16 protein-coding genes are annotated in these 17,729 nt (G+C 61.8%); 4 read left to right on the top strand and 12 right to left on the bottom strand.

Annotation, left to right across the window (positions count from 1 at the left end; genetic code table 11):
* Positions 1 to 41 precede the first annotated feature (41 nt).
* On the bottom strand, positions 42 to 1,391 hold the full coding sequence (locus tag JZ00_RS21775; protein ID WP_039593282.1) for a sensor domain-containing protein: 1,350 nt from the start codon (positions 1,389 to 1,391) through the stop codon (positions 42 to 44).
* A gap of 367 nt (positions 1,392 to 1,758) precedes the next feature.
* Between JZ00_RS21775 and JZ00_RS21770 the strand changes: the two genes are divergently transcribed.
* Positions 1,759 to 2,994, top strand: a complete 1,236-nt coding sequence (locus JZ00_RS21770; RefSeq protein ID WP_039593281.1) for an aminotransferase class I/II-fold pyridoxal phosphate-dependent enzyme — start codon at positions 1,759 to 1,761, stop codon at positions 2,992 to 2,994.
* Positions 2,995 to 3,006: 12 nt separating this feature from the next.
* The gene (locus JZ00_RS21765) at positions 3,007 to 4,170 is read left to right on the top strand and encodes a multidrug effflux MFS transporter (RefSeq protein WP_039593280.1); all 1,164 of its coding nucleotides are present in this window, start codon (positions 3,007 to 3,009) and stop codon (positions 4,168 to 4,170) included.
* Here the strand turns inward: JZ00_RS21765 and yiaY are convergent.
* A complete protein-coding gene (gene yiaY, locus JZ00_RS21760; protein ID WP_039593279.1) occupies positions 4,167 to 5,315 on the bottom strand; it encodes an L-threonine dehydrogenase in 1,149 nt (382 codons plus the stop codon). The two genes, JZ00_RS21765 and yiaY, sit on opposite strands and share 4 nt — an antisense overlap.
* 142 nt (positions 5,316 to 5,457) lie before the next feature.
* Here yiaY and JZ00_RS21755 point away from each other — a divergent pair, with 142 nt between their 5' ends.
* Positions 5,458 to 6,477, top strand: coding sequence for a DUF4917 family protein (locus tag JZ00_RS21755; RefSeq protein WP_039593278.1), 1,020 nt, complete (start codon positions 5,458 to 5,460; stop codon positions 6,475 to 6,477).
* 14 nt (positions 6,478 to 6,491) lie between these two features.
* Here the strand turns inward: JZ00_RS21755 and JZ00_RS21750 are convergent, their stop codons facing one another.
* The 5 genes from JZ00_RS21750 to JZ00_RS21730 all read right to left on the bottom strand — a co-directional run bounded on the left by JZ00_RS21750 (position 6,492) and on the right by JZ00_RS21730 (position 10,798).
* On the bottom strand, positions 6,492 to 7,073 hold the full coding sequence (locus JZ00_RS21750) for a DJ-1/PfpI family protein (protein ID WP_039593277.1): 582 nt from the start codon (positions 7,071 to 7,073) through the stop codon (positions 6,492 to 6,494).
* 231 nt (positions 7,074 to 7,304) lie between these two features.
* A complete protein-coding gene (locus tag JZ00_RS21745) occupies positions 7,305 to 8,522 on the bottom strand; it encodes a class I SAM-dependent methyltransferase (protein WP_039593276.1) in 1,218 nt (405 codons plus the stop codon).
* A gap of 230 nt (positions 8,523 to 8,752) precedes the next feature.
* Positions 8,753 to 9,370 (bottom strand): TPM domain-containing protein, encoded by a 618-nt coding sequence (locus JZ00_RS21740; protein ID WP_039593275.1) that lies wholly within the window; start codon positions 9,368 to 9,370, stop codon positions 8,753 to 8,755.
* 28 nt (positions 9,371 to 9,398) lie between these two features.
* Positions 9,399 to 10,148, bottom strand: coding sequence for a TPM domain-containing protein (locus tag JZ00_RS31740; RefSeq protein WP_039593274.1), 750 nt, complete (start codon positions 10,146 to 10,148; stop codon positions 9,399 to 9,401).
* Between the two features lie 41 nt (positions 10,149 to 10,189).
* Positions 10,190 to 10,798 (bottom strand): LemA family protein, encoded by a 609-nt coding sequence (locus JZ00_RS21730; protein ID WP_039593273.1) that lies wholly within the window; start codon positions 10,796 to 10,798, stop codon positions 10,190 to 10,192.
* 260 nt (positions 10,799 to 11,058) lie between these two features.
* Between JZ00_RS21730 and bglX the strand changes: the two genes are divergently transcribed.
* Complete coding sequence (bglX, locus tag JZ00_RS21725; RefSeq protein WP_039593272.1) at positions 11,059 to 13,350, top strand: beta-glucosidase BglX; 2,292 nt, start codon at positions 11,059 to 11,061, stop codon at positions 13,348 to 13,350.
* 68 nt (positions 13,351 to 13,418) lie between these two features.
* Here bglX and JZ00_RS21720 read toward each other — a convergent pair whose 3' ends face one another.
* The 5 genes from JZ00_RS21720 to JZ00_RS21700 all read right to left on the bottom strand — a co-directional run bounded on the left by JZ00_RS21720 (position 13,419) and on the right by JZ00_RS21700 (position 17,635).
* On the bottom strand, positions 13,419 to 14,576 hold the full coding sequence (locus tag JZ00_RS21720; protein WP_039593271.1) for a phospholipase D-like domain-containing protein: 1,158 nt from the start codon (positions 14,574 to 14,576) through the stop codon (positions 13,419 to 13,421).
* 1 nt (position 14,577) lies between these two features.
* Positions 14,578 to 15,168, bottom strand: coding sequence for a YceI family protein (locus tag JZ00_RS21715; protein WP_039593270.1), 591 nt, complete (start codon positions 15,166 to 15,168; stop codon positions 14,578 to 14,580).
* A 94-nt stretch (positions 15,169 to 15,262) separates the two neighbouring features.
* Positions 15,263 to 15,574, bottom strand: coding sequence for a hypothetical protein (locus tag JZ00_RS21710; protein WP_039593269.1), 312 nt, complete (start codon positions 15,572 to 15,574; stop codon positions 15,263 to 15,265).
* The gene (locus JZ00_RS21705; RefSeq protein ID WP_039593268.1) at positions 15,571 to 16,665 is read right to left on the bottom strand and encodes a serine hydrolase domain-containing protein; all 1,095 of its coding nucleotides are present in this window, start codon (positions 16,663 to 16,665) and stop codon (positions 15,571 to 15,573) included. The genes JZ00_RS21710 and JZ00_RS21705 overlap by 4 nt, the downstream gene beginning before the upstream one ends.
* Before the next feature lie 97 nt (positions 16,666 to 16,762).
* On the bottom strand, positions 16,763 to 17,635 hold the full coding sequence (locus JZ00_RS21700; protein WP_039593267.1) for an acyl-CoA dehydrogenase middle domain-containing protein: 873 nt from the start codon (positions 17,633 to 17,635) through the stop codon (positions 16,763 to 16,765).
* Between the last annotated feature and the right edge of the window lie 94 nt (positions 17,636 to 17,729).

Raw genomic sequence — 17,729 nt, 5'->3', positions numbered from 1 at the left:
TTGGAAAAAGCGCTGGCGCCACGACGAACGGTGACGCGGACTCAGATGCCGAAGGCCCGGTGATTGTGGCGCTTGGCTGCGTACATCGCCTCATCGGCGTGGCGGAACAGGGTCACGTCCTCGGTGCCGTGGTCGGGAAAACAGGCCACGCCGATGCTCGGCTCGATGTTCAGGCAGTGGCCGTCCAGCCGTAGCGGCTGAGACAATGCCTGGCGGATTTTCTTTTGCACCCTGTCGGCGTCTTCCACACTGTGAATGCTGTGGAGCAACACCACGAACTCATCGCCACCGATGCGCGCAACGGTGTCGGTGTCACGTACGCACCCCTTCAATCGACTGGCGACCGCTTGCAGCAGCATGTCGCCGACGCCGTGACCGTAGGTGTCGTTGACCTGCTTGAAACGGTCCAGGTCGATATACAGCAACGCCATCCGCCCGGATGCAACGCGGGCCGCGGCAAGCGCGGCCTTGAACCGATCGCGCAACAACTCGCGATTGGGCACTTGGGTCAGTTGGTCGTACTGCGCCATGTGCTGGAGCCGGGCGTGCAGTTGCTGGCGCTCGATGGCCAGGGTGATCTGGGCGCAGACGTATTGCAGCAGTTCCTTGTCCTGCTCCGTATAGCGCTCGCTGTCCGGGGCGCTCTTGACGATCAACGCGCCGATCGTGCTGCTCTGGGAATTGAGCGGCACGCCCAGCCAGCAAGGCGCATCGGGTTTCGCCACGAGATCGCAGAACTCCACGGGCGACGCGCTGCAACCGGGCGTGAGCAGGATCGGCTGTCCACTGCGTATCACTTCGGCACATAAGCGCCCGACCGCCGTGCCCGGTAGCTCTGGCTGTCGCTCCCGATCGTCGACGTGATAGGCAAAGTTGAGTTGCTCGCACTGCTCGTCATACAGCGCCACCGAGAAATTCAGCGCCGGCAGCCATTCGCCAATAATGAAGTGAATACGCTTGAACAACGCCAGCAGATCGGCGGCGGCGTGGGCCGCCTCGGAAATGGCATATAACGCAGCCTGCCGGGACTCCGCCTGCTTGCGCTCGGTGATGTCGCGGGCCACGGCGATGCGCAGTTGGTCAGCCTCGGACCAGCGCGCCGACCACAGGATATGCACCACCCCACCGTCCTTGCGCAGGTAGCGATTCTCAAAATTGAGCTTGGGCTCGCCCTCCATGACCTCTCGCGCGGCATCCAGGGTTCGCTGACGGTCGGCGGGGTGCACCAGGTCGATCATCGCCCGGCCAATCAGCTCTTGGGGGGTGTAGCCGAGAATACGCTCGCAGGCGGCGCTGACGAACACGAAGCGCCCCTGGGCATCGACAGCGCATACAGCGTCGAGCAGCAGATCGAGGTAACTGGCCAACGGCGTGGAATATCGAGTGTCCATGGCGCGCAAGCCGTCCGGATAATGAGGCAATGGGCGAACCGGGGCATCACCCGTTCACGACGCCAATAGGGCATGCGAAGCCGACGTACACCCCACGGTAGTGATGAGGATAGCGCAGGGTGTCGACAGATGGTTACCCAGACGCCTGAAGATAGCAAACGCCCCAGGCACGGGGATCAGGGCGCAGCTCCGACATGGCAGACGGATTTCCCGTCCAAGCCCCTGGGCAGGGTCCTACGCAGAAGTCTCCAGTAACACTCAAACACACCGGAATCGGCCGATTCAAAGCCCCGCCGATCAGACTGTAAAGTCTGGAAACACAAGCCCCCACGGACAGCAACGCTCAACCAAGGAATGTACTCACGCCATGAATCAGATTGCCCAGCCCACTCAGCACTTCAATAACTATCGCAAAATCATTTCCCTGGCCGACCAGGATTGGCAGAACGCCGAAAGCGGCAGAATTGCTGGATTGAATGTCGAGGTCCAGTCGCCCAACGTCCTCGTCGACCAATATGGTCGTACCTTGCATCACTTCTGCACCACGTCGTACCTGGGCCTGGATTATCACCCCGCCTTGCTGGACGGCGCCATGATGACCCTATGGGAAACCGGGACCCTGCGTGTCGCCAACTCGAAGAACCGCAGCCGGCTGGCAATCCTGGACCAATACGAAACCCAGCTGTCGGAACTGTTCGGTGCCAGTTGCCTCAGTGCGCTGTCATGCAGCGCGGCGAGCGCGGGGATCCTGCCACTGTTGGCCAGTGGCGCGCTAACCGGCAACCGTCCGCCGCTGATGGTGTTCGACAAGCAGGCCCACTACTCAATGAACCATCTCAAGGCCGCGTGCGCCGATGAAACCGAGGTCATTACCTGCCCGCATAACGACATGGATTTTCTCGAGGACGCGTGCAAACGCCGGGGTAACGTGGCCTACGTGACTGACGGCGCCTACAGCATGGGTGGCATGGCGGACCTGGACAGCCTGCTGTATCTCAAGCAGCGTTATGGCCTGTTTCTTTATCTGGACGATTCCCACGCCCTGTCAACCGTCGGGACTGGCGGCATGGGCCTGGTGCGCTCGCGGATCCACGCGGTGGATGAGCGAATCCTGATCGTTGCCTCGCTGGCCAAGTCATTCGGGGCCAGCGGTGGGCTGGCCATGTTCGGCAACGAACGGCACAAGACGCTCGTACAACGCTACGGCGGCCCGACCAATTGGTCGCAGAGCCTCAACTCGGCGGCTATTGGCGCAGGCATGGCCTCGATCCGCTTGCATCGCAGCCAAGAATTCCATGCCCTGCAAGAGCGCTTGCAGGCTAATATCCGCTTCTTCGACAGCCTCATCCGCACCGAACAGTATGCAAGCCCCATGGCGATCCGGCTGGTGCGCTGCGGTGAGGCAGCCCTGGCCACCCGGCTGGCGGTCGAGCTGGCCGACCTGGGGTATTTCACTTCAGCGGTATTTTTCCCGGTGGTCCCCCAAGACAAGGCCGCGATCCGCATCACCCTGCGGGCCGACATGGAGCCGGAGGTGATTCGTTCCTTCTGCGAACGGCTCACCGATCTTTTGGCAGCCAACGGACGTGACATCTGTTCTTGAAACGAGCCCTTGATGAAAAACCGTACAACGCTGATCGTCACTTGCACCACGGTCTTCCTGGCACAGCTGGGCATGAGCATTTACCTACCGGCCCTGCCGGACATTGCCCAGGCCCTGGGCGCGGATGCGTCCCGAGTGTCGTGGGGCTTGTCGGTGTACCTGATCGGCATGGCCCTGCCGATGCTGATGTGGGGCAGCCTGAGCCAGCGCATCGGGCGCAAGCCTGTGCTGTTGGCGGCATTGACGCTGTACGGTTTGGGGAACCTGGCGTTGCCGCTGGGCACGACGATCGAAACGTTCCTGGCGTTCAGGTTGATCCAGGGCATCGGCGCCAGCGGCATTTCGGTGATGGCACGGGTGTTGATCCGTGACAGCTTCAGCGGCGACCTGCTGGCCAAGGCCTTGTCCTGGATATCGATTGCCTTTGTGGTTGCCCTCGGCATCGGCCAATACCTCGGCTCGCTGATCCAGGCTGTGTTTGGGTGGGAAGCGATTTTTCTCGGCTTGGGCGCGGTCAGCCTGGTCATGGCCGCCGCCGTGTCAACGGCAACATTCCCGGTGCTTGCCGAAGGTAGCAACGGACAATCAGCGTGGCGGATCTATGGACGGATACTCCAGCATCGCGGTTTTCTATTACCAGCTTTGGCGGGCGGCTTGGGCTACGGCGTCATCATCGCCTTCAATACCGCCGCGCCGCTGATTCTGCAGGAGAGCTTCCACTGGTCGCCCATCGAGTACGGGCTGCTGGGCTGGCCGATCAGCGCGGCGTATCTGCTGGGCGCGCTCGCGGTGAACGCTTTTGTGCTGCGCACGGGCCAGCGGCGGCTGATGGGCTGGGGCATCGCCTTGGTAGTGGGCGGCAGCGCGACCATGCTGGCAGGAAGCGTTTCACTGAGCAGCGTCGCGCTTGTGTTCTGGTTGCCGTACTGCTTCGCGGTGTTTGGCCAGTCGCTGAACTATCCAATCAGCCTGTCGCTGGCAAACGAAGGCTCGCCGATCGCCGGCGCTTACGCCATGGCATTGAGCGGGTTCCTGCACCAGCTGATGGCTTCGGTGATCGGTGCCATGGCCAGCCTGTTGTTGAGTCAACAGGCCTGGCCACTGGCGGTGCTGTGCACGTTGTTAGCGGTGGCGGCGATGCTGTGCGCAAGGTTCACGCCGCCCCGGGTCGCTTAGAAAGCGCTGCGGAAAATTTCCTCGATTTGCCGCTGGTCCGCCGCCCGCGGGTTGGTCAGGCCGCATGCGTCCTTCAGGGCATTGGCAGCCAGCACCGGCACGTCATTGAGGCGCATGCCCAACTCCCGCAAGCCTGCTGGAATATCCACGTCCACGGCCAGGCTGCGAATCGCCGCGATGGCGGCCTGCGCACCTTCTTCAGGGCTGAACCCGCGAATATCGGCGCCCATGGCATGGGCTACGTCCGTCAGCCGGACGGCACATACCATGGCATTGAAACTCTGCACATGGGGCAGCAATACGGCGTTGCATACACCATGGGGCAAGTCATAGAAGCCGCCCAACTGGTGCGCCATCGCATGCACAAAACCCAGCGAAGCATTATTGAATGCCATCCCCGCGAGAAACTGTGCGTAAGCCATATTCTCCCGCGCTGGCAAATCGTTGCCGTCACGCACGGCCAGACGCAGGTTGTTGCTGATCAATGTAATCGCCTTAAGGGCACAGGCGTCGGTGATGGGCGTGGCGGCCGTGGAGACATAAGCCTCGATCGCGTGAGTCAACGCATCCATGCCGGTGGCGGCGGTCAAGCCCTTGGGCATCGCCACCATCAGGGCCGGGTCATTGACCGACATCAGCGGCGTTACGTTACGGTCGACGATGGCCATTTTCACGTGGCGCGTCTCGTCGGTGATGATGCAGAAACGGGTCATTTCACTGGCGGTGCCCGCCGTGGTGTTGATGGCAATCAAGGGCAGCTGCGGCTTGCTGGAACGATCGACGCCTTCGTAGTCGCGGATCTGTCCACCGTTGGTCGCGCACAGCGCGATGCCCTTGGCGCAGTCATGGGGGGAGCCGCCGCCCAGCGACACGATGAAATCGCATCGGCTTTCTTTCAGCAAACCGAGCCCGAGTTCGACGTTGGCAATGCTCGGGTTGGGCTTGGCACCGTCGTAGATCACCGCGTCGACGTCCTGGATCGCCAGCAACTCGGCCACTTTGGTGGCAACACCGGCCTTCGCCAACCCAACGTCGGTGACGATGAGCGCCTTGCGAAAACCGTAGTTGCGGATGGCGGTCATCGCCTCGTCGAGGCAACCCAGGCCCATGATGTTCACGGCTGGAATGAAAAAAGTGCTGCTCATGGGGACACGCTCCTGAAAGAGGCCGAATCGGCAGGGGCGTACAGGATTGACCGACTGGTCACGACGTATCTTGATCTGGCTCAAGACTGGGTCGTGATAAAGTCACGCCCTGCCTTTGCCACGTTTTGAGATGACTTTCGCGATGACCGATTTCCAGGAATACGACGCCCGGCTCGAAGAGTGGGAGACCTTGCGCGCCGACACCACCTTCAGCGGCCTGTTGGTAGGCAATGGCGCCAGCCGCGCCGTGTGGGACGATTTCGGCTACGACTCATTGTTCGAGAACGCCCGTACCGTCGAGGAAAAACCCTTGAGTGCGTCGGAACTGAGCGTGTTCGACGCACTGCAGACGCGAAGTTTCGAACAGGTGCTGGGGGCATTGAAAACCACCAGCCGGGTCAACAAGGCCCTGGCCGTCAGCTCCGCCGCGCCGCGCAATCGTTATTACGCGATCAAGGAAGCGCTGATCAACACCGTACACGCCGTGCATATTCCTTGGCGGCTGGTACAACCCTCGACCCTGGCAAGCCTGAACCAAGAATTGGGGCGCTACCGCACGGTGTTCACCACCAACTACGATTTGCTGAGCTATTGGGCGCTACAGCACGCGCCCGAGACGTTCACCGATCTGTTCCTGGGCGCCGATCACAGCTTCGACTTGAGCCAGACCCACCTCGACAAACCTCGCCTCTTGTACCTGCACGGCGGCCTGCACCTGGTGCGCAACCAGGACGGGACGGCACGCAAGCTCACGTCCACCGAAGGCACGCTGCTGGGCAGTTTCGCCATCAACAACACCATCAAGACCCTTGACGATGTACCGTTGCTGGTCAGCGAAGGCCCGAGCCAGGACAAGCTCAAGACCATCCGCAGCAGCGACTATCTGTCGTTCTGCTACGACCAACTGCTGCACCATCACGACAACCTTTGCCTGTTCGGCCACGCCCTCGGCGAGCAGGACAACCACATCGTCCACGCCTTGCGCCAGGCAGCGCCGAAGACCGTTGCCCTCTCGATCTACCCGCGCAGCCAGGCGTTCATCCAGCACCAGAAACGGCATTACGCCAAGCTATTCCAAGGGCTGGACACGCAGCTGCGCTTTTTCGATGCCAAGAGTCATCCGCTGGGCGATCCGAAGTTGACGGTGCCGGTGGAGGTCTAGCCTCTCGATGGCGCCTACAAGGTAATCGCCGTACCGAGCAACGTCAGGAACCCCGCCAGCCAATTCGGGTGCGCCGGCCAGGCCGGTGCCGTGGCCAGGTTGCCCTGGACGTGGCCTTCGGTCACCGGGATGTCGATGAACGTCCCGCCAGCCAAGCGCACTTCCGGGGCACAGGCCGGATAGGCGCTGCACTCGCGCCCTTCCAGGATGCCCGCCGCCGCCAGCAACTGCGCACCGTGGCACACCGCCGCGATCGGCTTTCCCGCCATGTCGAAATCGCGCACCAGTTGCAGGACTTTTTCGTTCAGTCGCAAGTATTCCGGCGCTCGACCGCCTGGCACCAGCAACGCATCGTAGTCGGTCGCCTCGACGCCGGCGAAGTCATGGTTGAGGGCGAACAGATGTCCTGGTTTTTCGCTGTAGGTCTGGTCGCCCTCGAAGTCATGAATCGCCGTGCGGACAGTCTGCCCAGACGTCTTGTCCGGGCAGACGGCATGGACGGTGTGGCCGACCATCTGCAAGGCCTGGAACGGCACCATGACTTCGTAATCTTCGACGTAATCGCCGACCAGCATGAGGATTTTCTTGGCGGCCATGGAATGGGCTCCTTTGGAATGCGTGGAGGAATGAACGCATTAAAGGTAGTCCGCTGTAACAGAACGGGGGCAAATCCTCGCCGCGAGCTGACGGGCTGCATCGTAGCGCGCTGACGGTGAACATTTGTGGGAGCGAGCCCGCTCGCGAATCAGGCGGCGCGGGTTGTCAGGCGCACCGCGTTTCCGTGCTTCGCGAGCGGTCTCGCTCCCACAGGGTTCCGGTCGGTGTTGTCAGGCAAGGTACCCATCTGCCCGCAGCAGCGTTTCGAGGCAGTGCTCGGTGATGTGGTAGAAGGCCTTGAGTTCTTCGATCTTGGCGAGCAGTTCGGCCGGCTGCACCGGTTCGGCGCGCTTGACGGCCAGGATCATCTTGTTTTTGTTGGTGTGGTCCAGGGAAATGAACTCGAACACCTTGGTCTCGTAGCCACACGCTTCGAGAAACAGGGCCCGCAGGCTGTCGGTGACCATTTCCGCCTGTTGGCCCAGATGGAGGCCGTATTGCAACATCGGCTTGAGCAGCGCCGGGCTCTGGATTTGCAGGCGGATCTGCTTGTGGCAGCACGGCGAGCACATGATGATCGAGGCGCCCGAGCGGATGCCCATGTGGATGGCATAGTCGGTAGCAATGTCGCAGGCGTGCAAGGCGATCATCACATCCACCGCGCTCGGCGCCACGCTGCGCACGTCGCCATGCTGGAAGCTCAGGCCCGGGTGCTCGAGCCGGGCGGCGGCTTCGTTGCACAGCTTGACCATATCCTCGCGCAGCTCGACACCGGTGACCACGCCTTCGGCCTGCAAGGTGTTGCGCAGGTAATCATGGATGGCGAAGGTCAGGTAGCCCTTGCCCGAGCCGAAATCCGAGACTCGCACCGGTTTGTCCAAGGCCAATGGCGAAGACGTGAGGGCGTGGCTGAAGACCTCGATGAACTTGTTGATCTGCTTCCACTTGCGCGACATCGCCGGGATCAGCTCATGTTTGTGGTTGGTCACGCCCAGGTCGGCCAAAAAGGGCCGGCCCAGGTCGAGGAAGCGGTTCTTCTCACGGTTGTGCCCGGCGGACGGCACCTCCCGCAGTTGCTGGGGCTTGCTCTTGAACAGCGAGCTCTTGCCCTTCTTGCTGTATTCCAGCTGCGCCTCGTCGGTGACCGCCAGCAAATGCGCGTTCTTGAACGAAGCCGGCAACAGCGCGGCGACGGTCTCCACGCCTTCGGCCAGCGAAAAATTCTTGGTGATGTCTCGCGTCTTGTAGCGGTAGACGAAGGACAAGCACGGCTGATCCTTGACCGTCAGTTGCTTGATGATCAACCGCTGCAGATCAGGTTCGTCACCGGCGTACTTGGCCAGCACCAGCTTGATGAACGCGTTTTGATCGAGGCTGGTTTGCAGCAGTTCGATGAACTGAGCGTGGTGATCCGGCGCAGGACGGGCGGGAGTTGCGGTAGCGGACATGGAAAAGCGGCCTCGGTGCGGGCGGATCGGGAATGGCGGGTATTTTAGGGGGGATCCGATGCCGGGGCACGGGGAAATTTCCTGTAGCGAGCGGATTTATCCCCGTTGGGCTGCGCAACAGACCCGAATCAGACGACAGGTCTCGACCCATAACCGCTTATCGACTAAAGGGGCTACGCTGCCAGCGGGGATAAATCCCCTCGCCACGACGGTGTCCGGCAGAAAATCACTCAGCCCAACACCACCAACCGATTCGGCAGTTCATTACGCGCATGGGTCACCGGCACGTGTTCCTTGAGCAGTTCGCCGCAAGCCTCGATGCAGGTCACAAAACCTTGCAACGTCTGCCCCTGGCGAACCTGCTGGGTAAACGCAGTGACAATCGCATCCCAATGGCTGTTGTCGAGTCGCTTGGAAATGCCTTCGTCCACCAGGATCTCCACATAGCGCTCGGCCTCGCAGACGAAGATGAGCATGCCGGTGCTGCCGACGGTGTGATGCAGGTTCTGTTCGAGGAATTGCCGGCGCGCCAGGTTGGAAGCCCGCCAGTGGCGTACGGAACGAGGAATCAAGTGGGTCGTGATGGCAGGAATGCGAAACACCAGGCACAACACGATGAAGCTGGCCCACTGCACCCACAGCAGGCTGTGCATAGTCAACCAGCCCGTCAGGTAATGCAGGATGCCAGGAGCCACCAGCGCCAGCAGGCTGGCCCACAACAAAGGGATGTAGGCGTAGTCGTCGGCGCGGGCGGCAAGCACCGTGACCAGCTCGGCGTCGGTGTCGCGCTCGACCCGGGCGATGGCCTCGGCCACTTTGCGCTGTTCGTGTTCAGTCAGTAATGCCATGTGTTAAAAAATCCGCTCATTATTGTTGTCACCAGCCGCCCGACGAACCACCGCCACCGAAACTGCCTCCCCCACCACTGAAGCCGCCGCCCCCGCCGCCACCGAAGCCACCACCGCCGCCTCTGTAACTGCTACCACCGGAACCGCCGCCGCTGGGCAGGATACCGAGCATTTGGCAGACAAATATCGTCAGGATGAAAAGCATCGCCAGGAAGATGAACAACCCTGGGTGGCGCTCGACGAAGTCGCCCTCGTCCTGACCATCCCCGTTGTACGCCGCAGCCGGTTCATCGAGGGGGCTGCCGCCCAATACCACGAGCATCGCCGCCACGCCGTCACTGATGCCCTTGTTGAAATTGCCCGTCTTGAACGCCGGAGTGATCACCTGGTTGATGATCACTGAACTCTGGGCGTCCGTCAGGCGGTCCTCCAGGCCGTAGCCTACTTCGATGCGCAGTCTACGGTCATCGCGCGCCACGATCAGCAGCGCGCCGTTGTTCTTGTCTTTTTGACCGATGCCCCAGTGGCGGCCCAGTTGGTAGCCGAAGTCTTCGATGCTGGCGCCTTGAAGATCGGCCAGCGTGACGACGACCACTTGTTCCCCGGTTGCCTGTTCATGGGCCTTGAGTTGCGCATCGAGTTGCGAGCGCACCGACGGATCGAGCATCTGGGCGGTGTCCACCACCCGGCCGGTCAGCGCCGGGAAGCTCAATTGGGCCTGGGCGGTGGCTGCAAATACCCAGAGCAACAGCACCAGGCCAAACTTCAACACTCGCATCGCAACTCCTGTGTGGGAGTGAGCCCGCTCCCACAGTTTTTTCAGAACTTCACTTCAGGGGCTTTCTCGGCATTCGGGCTGGTGGCCTCGAACGTCTCGCGAATCGGTAAATCGCTGTACAACACGCTGTGCCAAAGGCGTCCCGGGAAGGTGCGGATCTCGGTGTTGTACTTTTGCACCGCGAGGATGAAGTCGCGACGCGCCACGGCGATGCGGTTCTCGGTGCCTTCGAGTTGCGATTGCAGCGCCAGGAAGTTCTGGTTGGCCTTCAGGTCCGGGTAGCGCTCGGACACCACCATCAAGCGGCTCAATGCGCCACTCAACTGATCCTGGGCTTGCTGGAATTGCTTGAGTTTCTCCGGGTTATCCAGCGTGCTGGCATCGACCTGGATCGAAGTGGCCTTGGCCCGGGCTTCGATCACCGCCGTCAGGGTTTCCTGCTCATGCTGGGCATACCCCTTTACGGTTTCCACCAGGTTGGGAATCAGGTCGGCACGGCGCTGATATTGATTTTGCACTTGGCCCCAGGCCGCCTTGGCCTGCTCGTCCAGGGTCGGGATGTTGTTGATACCGCAACCGGCCAATAGCGTGGTGAATAACATCAGCGCCAGCATTTGCAGGCCGCGAGGGTGGTTCAGTCGTGGATTCATCAGGTCGAGCTCTCCCTTGCATTGCATAAAAAAAACACCGCCACCTATCTTGCCGGTGTCTGGGGCATAATCGCCGCCGCACTGGATCGAATCGGGTCTATGGGCTAAAAGATGCGCGGTGCGAAACTAAGTTCATCGGCACAGGTTCGAAAGTGTGCTGCATTGAATTGATCACACCTGAACAACAATAGCCGCTCCTCACATTTAGGCTGACCGGCGTGTCCTGATCAACGCCCTTTAGGCTTGCGAGAAAATTATTCATGAAGAAGCTGTGTTTGCTGGGCCTGTTTGTCACTCTGGCCAGTCAATCCGTATTAGCCGACAACCTGCCAGCCCCCATAGAGAACAAGGACGCCTTCATCAGCAACCTGATGAAGCAGATGACCCTCGAAGAAAAGATCGGCCAGCTGCGCCTGATCAGCATCGGCCCGGAGATGCCCCGGGAGATGATCCGCAAGGAGATCGCCGCAGGCAACATCGGTGGCACATTCAACTCCATCACGCGCGATGAGAACCGTCCGATGCAGGACGCGGCCATGCGCAGCCGGCTGAAGATCCCGATGTTCTTCGCCTATGACGTGATCCATGGCCACCGCACGATTTTCCCGATTCCCCTGGCCCTGGCTTCGAGCTGGGACATGGACGCCATCTACCGCTCAGGCCGCGTCGCAGCCAAGGAAGCGGCGGCCGACAGCCTGGACATCACCTTCGCGCCCATGGTCGACATTTCCCGTGACCCACGCTGGGGCCGGACCTCCGAAGGCTTCGGCGAAGACACTTACCTGGTGTCGCGCATTGCCGGGGTGATGGTCAAGGCGTTCCAGGGCACCGGTGCCAACGCGGCCGACAGCATCATGGCCAGCGTCAAGCATTTCGCCCTGTATGGCGCCGTTGAAGGCGGCCGGGACTACAACACCGTGGACATGAGCCCGGTGAAAATGTACCAGGACTACCTGCCGCCCTATCGCGCCGCCATTGACGCCGGCGCCGGCGGGGTGATGGTCGCGCTCAACTCCATCAACGGCGTACCGGCCACCGCCAACACTTGGCTGATGCACGACCTGTTGCGCAAGGAATGGGGCTTCAAGGGCCTGGCCGTCAGCGACCATGGCGCGATTTTCGAGTTGATCAAGCACGGCGTCGCCCGGGACGGCCGCGAAGCAGCCAAACTGGCGATCAAGGCCGGCATCGACATGAGCATGAACGACTCGCTCTACGGCAAGGAACTGCCGGGGCTGCTCAAGGCCGGCGAGATCGAACAGAGCGACATCGACAATGCGGTGCGTGAAGTGCTGGCCGCCAAGTACGACATGGGCCTGTTCAAGGATCCGTACCTGCGAATCGGCAAGGCCGAGGATGACCCGGCCGACGTCTACGCCGACAGTCGCATGCACCGCGCCGATGCTCGCGACGTAGCGCGCCGCAGCCTGGTCCTGCTGGAAAACCGCAACCAGACCCTGCCGTTGAAGAAAACCGCGAAGATCGCCCTGGTCGGCCCGCTGGCCAAGGCGCCGATCGATATGATGGGCAGTTGGGCCGCCGCCGGGCGTCCGGCGCTGTCGGTCACCGTGTACGACGGCATGGCCCGCGCATTGGGCGACGAGTCGAAGCTGATCTACGCCCGTGGGGCCAATATCACCGGCGACAAGAAGGTCCTCGACTACTTGAACTTCCTCAACTTCGACGCCCCTGAAGTCGTGGACGACCCGCGTCCGGCCCAGGTATTGATCGATGAAGCAGTGAAAGCCGCCAAGGAAGCAGACGTGGTCGTGGCCGCCGTGGGCGAGTCCCGTGGCATGTCCCATGAATCGTCAAGCCGCACAGAGCTGAACATCCCCGCCAGCCAGCGCGAGCTGATCAAGGCCCTGAAGGCCACTGGCAAGCCGTTGGTGCTGGTATTGATGAACGGCCGTCCATTGTCGTTGCTGGAAGAAAAGCAGCAGGCCGATGCGATTCTGGAAACCTGGTTCAGCGGCACCGAAGGCGGCAACGCCATCGCGGACGTGCTGTTCGGCGACTACAACCCATCGGGCAAGCTGCCGATCACCTTCCCTCGCTCGGTTGGCCAGATTCCTACCTACTACAACCATCTGAGCATCGGTCGGCCGTTCACGCCGGGCAAACCAGGCAACTACACCTCCCAATACTTCGACGACACCACCGGCCCGCTCTACCCGTTCGGCTACGGCCTGAGCTACACGACGTTCAGCCTGTCGGACATGGCCCTGTCGTCCACCACACTGAACAAGACCGGCAAGCTTGATGCCAGCATCACCTTGGAAAACACCGGCGAGCGCGACGGCGAAACCGTGGTGCAGCTGTACATCCAGGACGTCACCGGCTCGATCATCCGCCCGGTGAAAGAGCTGAAGAACTTCCGCAAGGTGATGCTCAAGGCCGGCGAGAAGAAGGTCATTCACTTCACTATTACCGAAGACGACCTGAAGTTCTTCAACGCCCAGCTCAAGTACGCCGCGGAACCGGGCAAGTTCAATGTGCAGATCGGCCTGGATTCCCAGGATGTGAAGCAGCAGAGTTTCGAGTTGCTCTGATTCAGCAATACCGCAATACCCCGTGGGAGCGGGCTTGCTCGCTCCTCACTTGGTCTTGCGGTGGACGCTCAGCCTCGCCGATCCAACAGGTTCACCACCACCCGATCCACCAGCCCCCATAACCGCTGCTTGAACCGCTTCCACAGCGGCCGACGCTGCCAAGTGTCGAGGCTCACTTGCAGGCTCTGCTCAAAATCCCGCTCGAAACTGGCGGCCACGGCGCTGCTGAGCCTGGAGTCGAGGGCTTCGAGGTTGGCTTCGAGGTTGAACCGCAGGTTCCAGTGATCGAAATTGCACGAGCCGATACTGACCCAATCGTCCACCAGCACCATTTTCAAGTGCAGGAAGCAAGGCTGGTATTCATAGATTTTGACCCCGGCCTTGAGCAAGCGAGGGTAGTAGCGATGGCCTGCATATCGCACCGACGGATGATCGGTGCGCGGACCGGTCAGCAACAGCCGCACATCGATGCCCCGCGCCGCGGCCTTGCGCAGCGAGCGGCGCACGTTCCAGGTCGGCAGGAAATAGGGCGTGGCCATCCAGATGCGTTTCTGGCCACTGTTCAATGCCCGTGACAGCGATTGCAGGATGTCGCGATGCTGGCGGGCGTCGGCATACGCCACCCGGCCCATGCCTTCGCCCACCGGCGGAACGCGGGGCAGACGCGGCAAGCCGAAATTGGACGCCGGCTTCCAGGCCCGCCGATGACGGTTGGCAAGCCACTGGCGATCGAACAGCAACTGCCAGTCGAGCACCAGCGGGCCGACGATTTCCACCATCACTTCATGCCAGTCGCTGCGGTCGTCCAAAGGGTTCCAGAACTCGTCGGTGACCCCGGTGCCGCCCACCACCGCCAGGCGTTGATCGACCAGCAGCAGCTTGCGGTGATCGCGGTAGAGATTGCGTACCCAGCGGCGCCAACTCAGGCGGTTATAAAAGCGCAGCTCGACGCCCGCCTGGATCAGGCGATTGCGCAGGCCCAGGGTAAACGCCAGGCTGCCATAGTCATCGAACAGGCAGCGCACGCGAACACCGCGCTCGGCGGCCTGGACAAGGGCCTGGACCATCGCCTCGGCGCAGGCACCCGCTTCCACCAGGTACAACTCCAGTTCGACCTGCTCCTGGGCGCGGGCGATCTCCACCAGCATGCGCGGGAAAAACTGCGGGCCGTCGATCAACAGTTCGAAGCGATTGCCTTCACGCCAGGGAAAGACCGGGCCGCTCATGTCAGCGCGCCGTGAAAATCAGCACCGCATTCACCGGCACCGACAGGCTGATGGTCGACAATCCGGCCAGGTTGCGCAGCTTTTCCAGGCCCGGCGCCAGATCGAAATCCGCCGCGTTGAGCACCACCGGCTCCAGGGTGACCACTTGGAAACGGCGCTCATCCAGGCGAGTCGCCAGCAGCTGCACATTGTATTCGTGCTGCTTGCCGTGCAGGTCCACTGTCACCGGCAGGCGCAACTCCAGTTGCGCGCCGTTGGCCAGGTCCTGGATGGGTATCAAGTCGAGCTGCGCAGTAATGGTGGCTTCTGCAAACCGCTTGATCTCGAACAGCTCGGCGCGCATGCGCTCGTCCCGCAGGGGAATGCCGCTGTTGATGGATTCGAGTTCGACCTCCAGCCGTGCCAGGCCCTTGGGCTGGACTTGGCCGTGAAGCACCAGGAACCGCTGGACCTCGGAGACATTGCCGTTTTTGCTGCTGATGAAGGAGAGCCGCGAGGATTCACCGTCCAGGTACCAGTCGGCCTGGGCCGGCAGCGCGGCGCAGGCCAGGAGCATGGTGGTGACAACGTGGGAGAAAGACCGCTTGAACATACAGACTCGGGGGTAGATAAACCTGTGGCGAACCTTAACCGGGCCGAGGGCGCTTGCAAACTGTCTTTGTAACCACAACGGCAGCCGGCAAACCTCAGGGTTCCAACCGACACCCCTGCCGCGCCCCCATCCACCGCGCACTGTGGCTACGCCCCAAGCCGTTGACGGTGATGCGTTTTGCTTCGACGGTCTCGAGGAAATCGCTGATCGGCACCGACTGCTTCACATAACCGCGGCAATAATCGGCCGGTTGCAGCATGACATAGCGACACGAACAGTATTGCTTAGCGGTATAGGCGCTGATGATGTCGGGAAACGCGCGCAACGCCACCCGCTCCAGCCAGACCCAACCGAACAGGCCGATGAGCAACAACGACATCATGGCCAGCAACACTTTGCGCGTCATGGCTGCACCGTCCCGGCGAAGGCCGCCATGGCACGCTTGAGCAGTTCGTCGTGGCGGTAGCTGCCGTCGCGGTCATCGCCGTAGCGCACGATCACCAGCCTCGCGCTGGGGATGACATACAGCGCCTGGCCCCAATGGCCCAGGGCGGCGAACGTATCCGGCGGCGCGTCGGGCCATGGGCGGATCGTCGGATCGGCGCCGCGATTGAGCCACCAGTGCCCGCCAGGCACGGCTTCGTCCTGGCCGGCCCGGAACCTGGCGAAAGGCTCGCGGTTGAATGTCACCCAATCCTTGGGAATCAATTGCCGATCGCCCCAACGGCCATCGCGTTGCATCAACAGGCCGACACGTGCCAGGTCCCGCGCGGTGAGGTAGGCGTAAGAAGAACCGACGAACGTGCCACTGGCGTCGGTTTCCCAGGTCGCATGATGGATGCCCAGCGGTTCGAAAAGGGCCGTCCAAGGGTAATCGGCATACTGCGCCGGGCCGACGATATTCTTCAGCGCTGCCGCCAGCAGATTGGTGTCGCCGCTCGAATAACGGAACACCTGCCCGGGCGGGCTGAAGCTGTCATGCCCGGCGGTGAACGCGGCCATGTCGTGGCGTCCGCGGGTGTAGAGCATCGCCACGACCGAGGAATTGAGCGGCGCGTATTCGTAGTCTTCCTGCCAGTCCAGGCCAGACGCCCAATGAAACAGATCGGCCAGGGTCATGTCCGGGTGTCGCTTCAACGGCGGGTAGTACTGGGCTGCCGGATCATCCAGGGCAAAGCGTTTTTCACCGTAGGCCACGCCGAACACCGTCGCCAGCAGGCTTTTGCTGATGGACCAGGTCAGGTGCGGAGTCTGCGCGTCAGTCGGACCGGCGTAGCGTTCGTAGACCAATCGACCGTCCTGGATAACGAGCAACGCGTCGGTGCGAATGCCTTGGCGGGTGGCATCATCCCTGGGCGCAAAAGCGTATTGCTCCAAGGCTTCGATGGACGGCCCGCTCGGGGCCTGGCCGGTCGGCCATTGTTCTCCTGGCCAGTCTTCGGCGCGGGCCGTCAGGGTCAGCAGCAAGAGCGTGAACAACAACCAGCCTTTGGACATGCACGGGGCTCGCAGAGGTGAACCTGCTGAGCCTAGCCAGGGTTGATGACAGTTTGAGGTTCTGGGTGTTGCCCCGGTGGGCGCGACGCTCGACCGGCTATCCCAACGCCTTGGCCAACCGCTTGGCCCGCGCCCCCGCCGCAATATCCATCACCCCTTTGTCCCGCACCCACATCTCGCGCCACGTTTGCGGCCCGGCGGCCAAGGCATCATCCAGTTCAGCCTCAAGCCCCTTGAACTGGACGAACAACCCACCCAGCAGCACATGCCCAGCGGCTCTGGATGGATGATGACGGCTCACCTCGGCGCAGCCCGCCAGCAGCGCCAGCAGACGCAATTGCAAGGCCTGGGGCCAATTGCATTCCTGGCCCACGCCATATAACCAGGCAGTCATGGCGCTGAGTACGTAAAGGTCTTCCAGTGTGCGGAACGGCTTGACGTACACATCCCAGCCATCGCCCGGCAGCAATTCGCACAATGCGCCATCCAGCAATACCCGGCCATGGCTGATGTCCGGCATCAAGGGAATGGCGGGGAGTTTTTCCAACGTCACGCCAGGTTCGCCGGGATAGACCACAGCCATGTTCAGTCGCGGTGCCTCGTCGGCAGCCTCGCTTCGCGCCGCGATCAACAGCCATTCGGCCGCATCGCCAGCGGTGACGAAATCCTTGCGCCCGCTCACTCGCAAGTCGGTCAGCCGGGTCTTCATATCGGCCGGGCGCAAGCTGCGCTGTTCGGTGGCACACAACGCACCGAGGCTTTGGGGCGCACTCGGCCAAAGCGCTCGCAACGCCGCTTGATAGCCCACCAGGAACGCCAGCCCCGGCGTGGCCATCGACCGCGCTCCGAGCACGGCCAACTCGAATGGCGTGACCGACCCCAGGCGCTGCATCAATGTGGCATGACCTTCCGCCAGATCCGCACAGGCAGGCAGCCGCTCGCTGCGTTCGATCAGGGTTTGCCAAGGCATCGGGGCCTCCTTCGCAGGCTGTCATATAAGCATCACCAAAGCTTCATGGCGATGACACCGGGGCTACATAGCCTGACTTTGCACAACATGGCTG

Source organism: Pseudomonas frederiksbergensis (assembly GCF_000802155.2).
In the GTDB taxonomy this organism is placed as follows: Bacteria; Pseudomonadota; Gammaproteobacteria; order Pseudomonadales; family Pseudomonadaceae; genus Aquipseudomonas; species Aquipseudomonas frederiksbergensis_A.
Note: the sequence above shows the minus strand (reverse complement) of the source record. Positions and strands in the feature narration are given on the sequence as shown.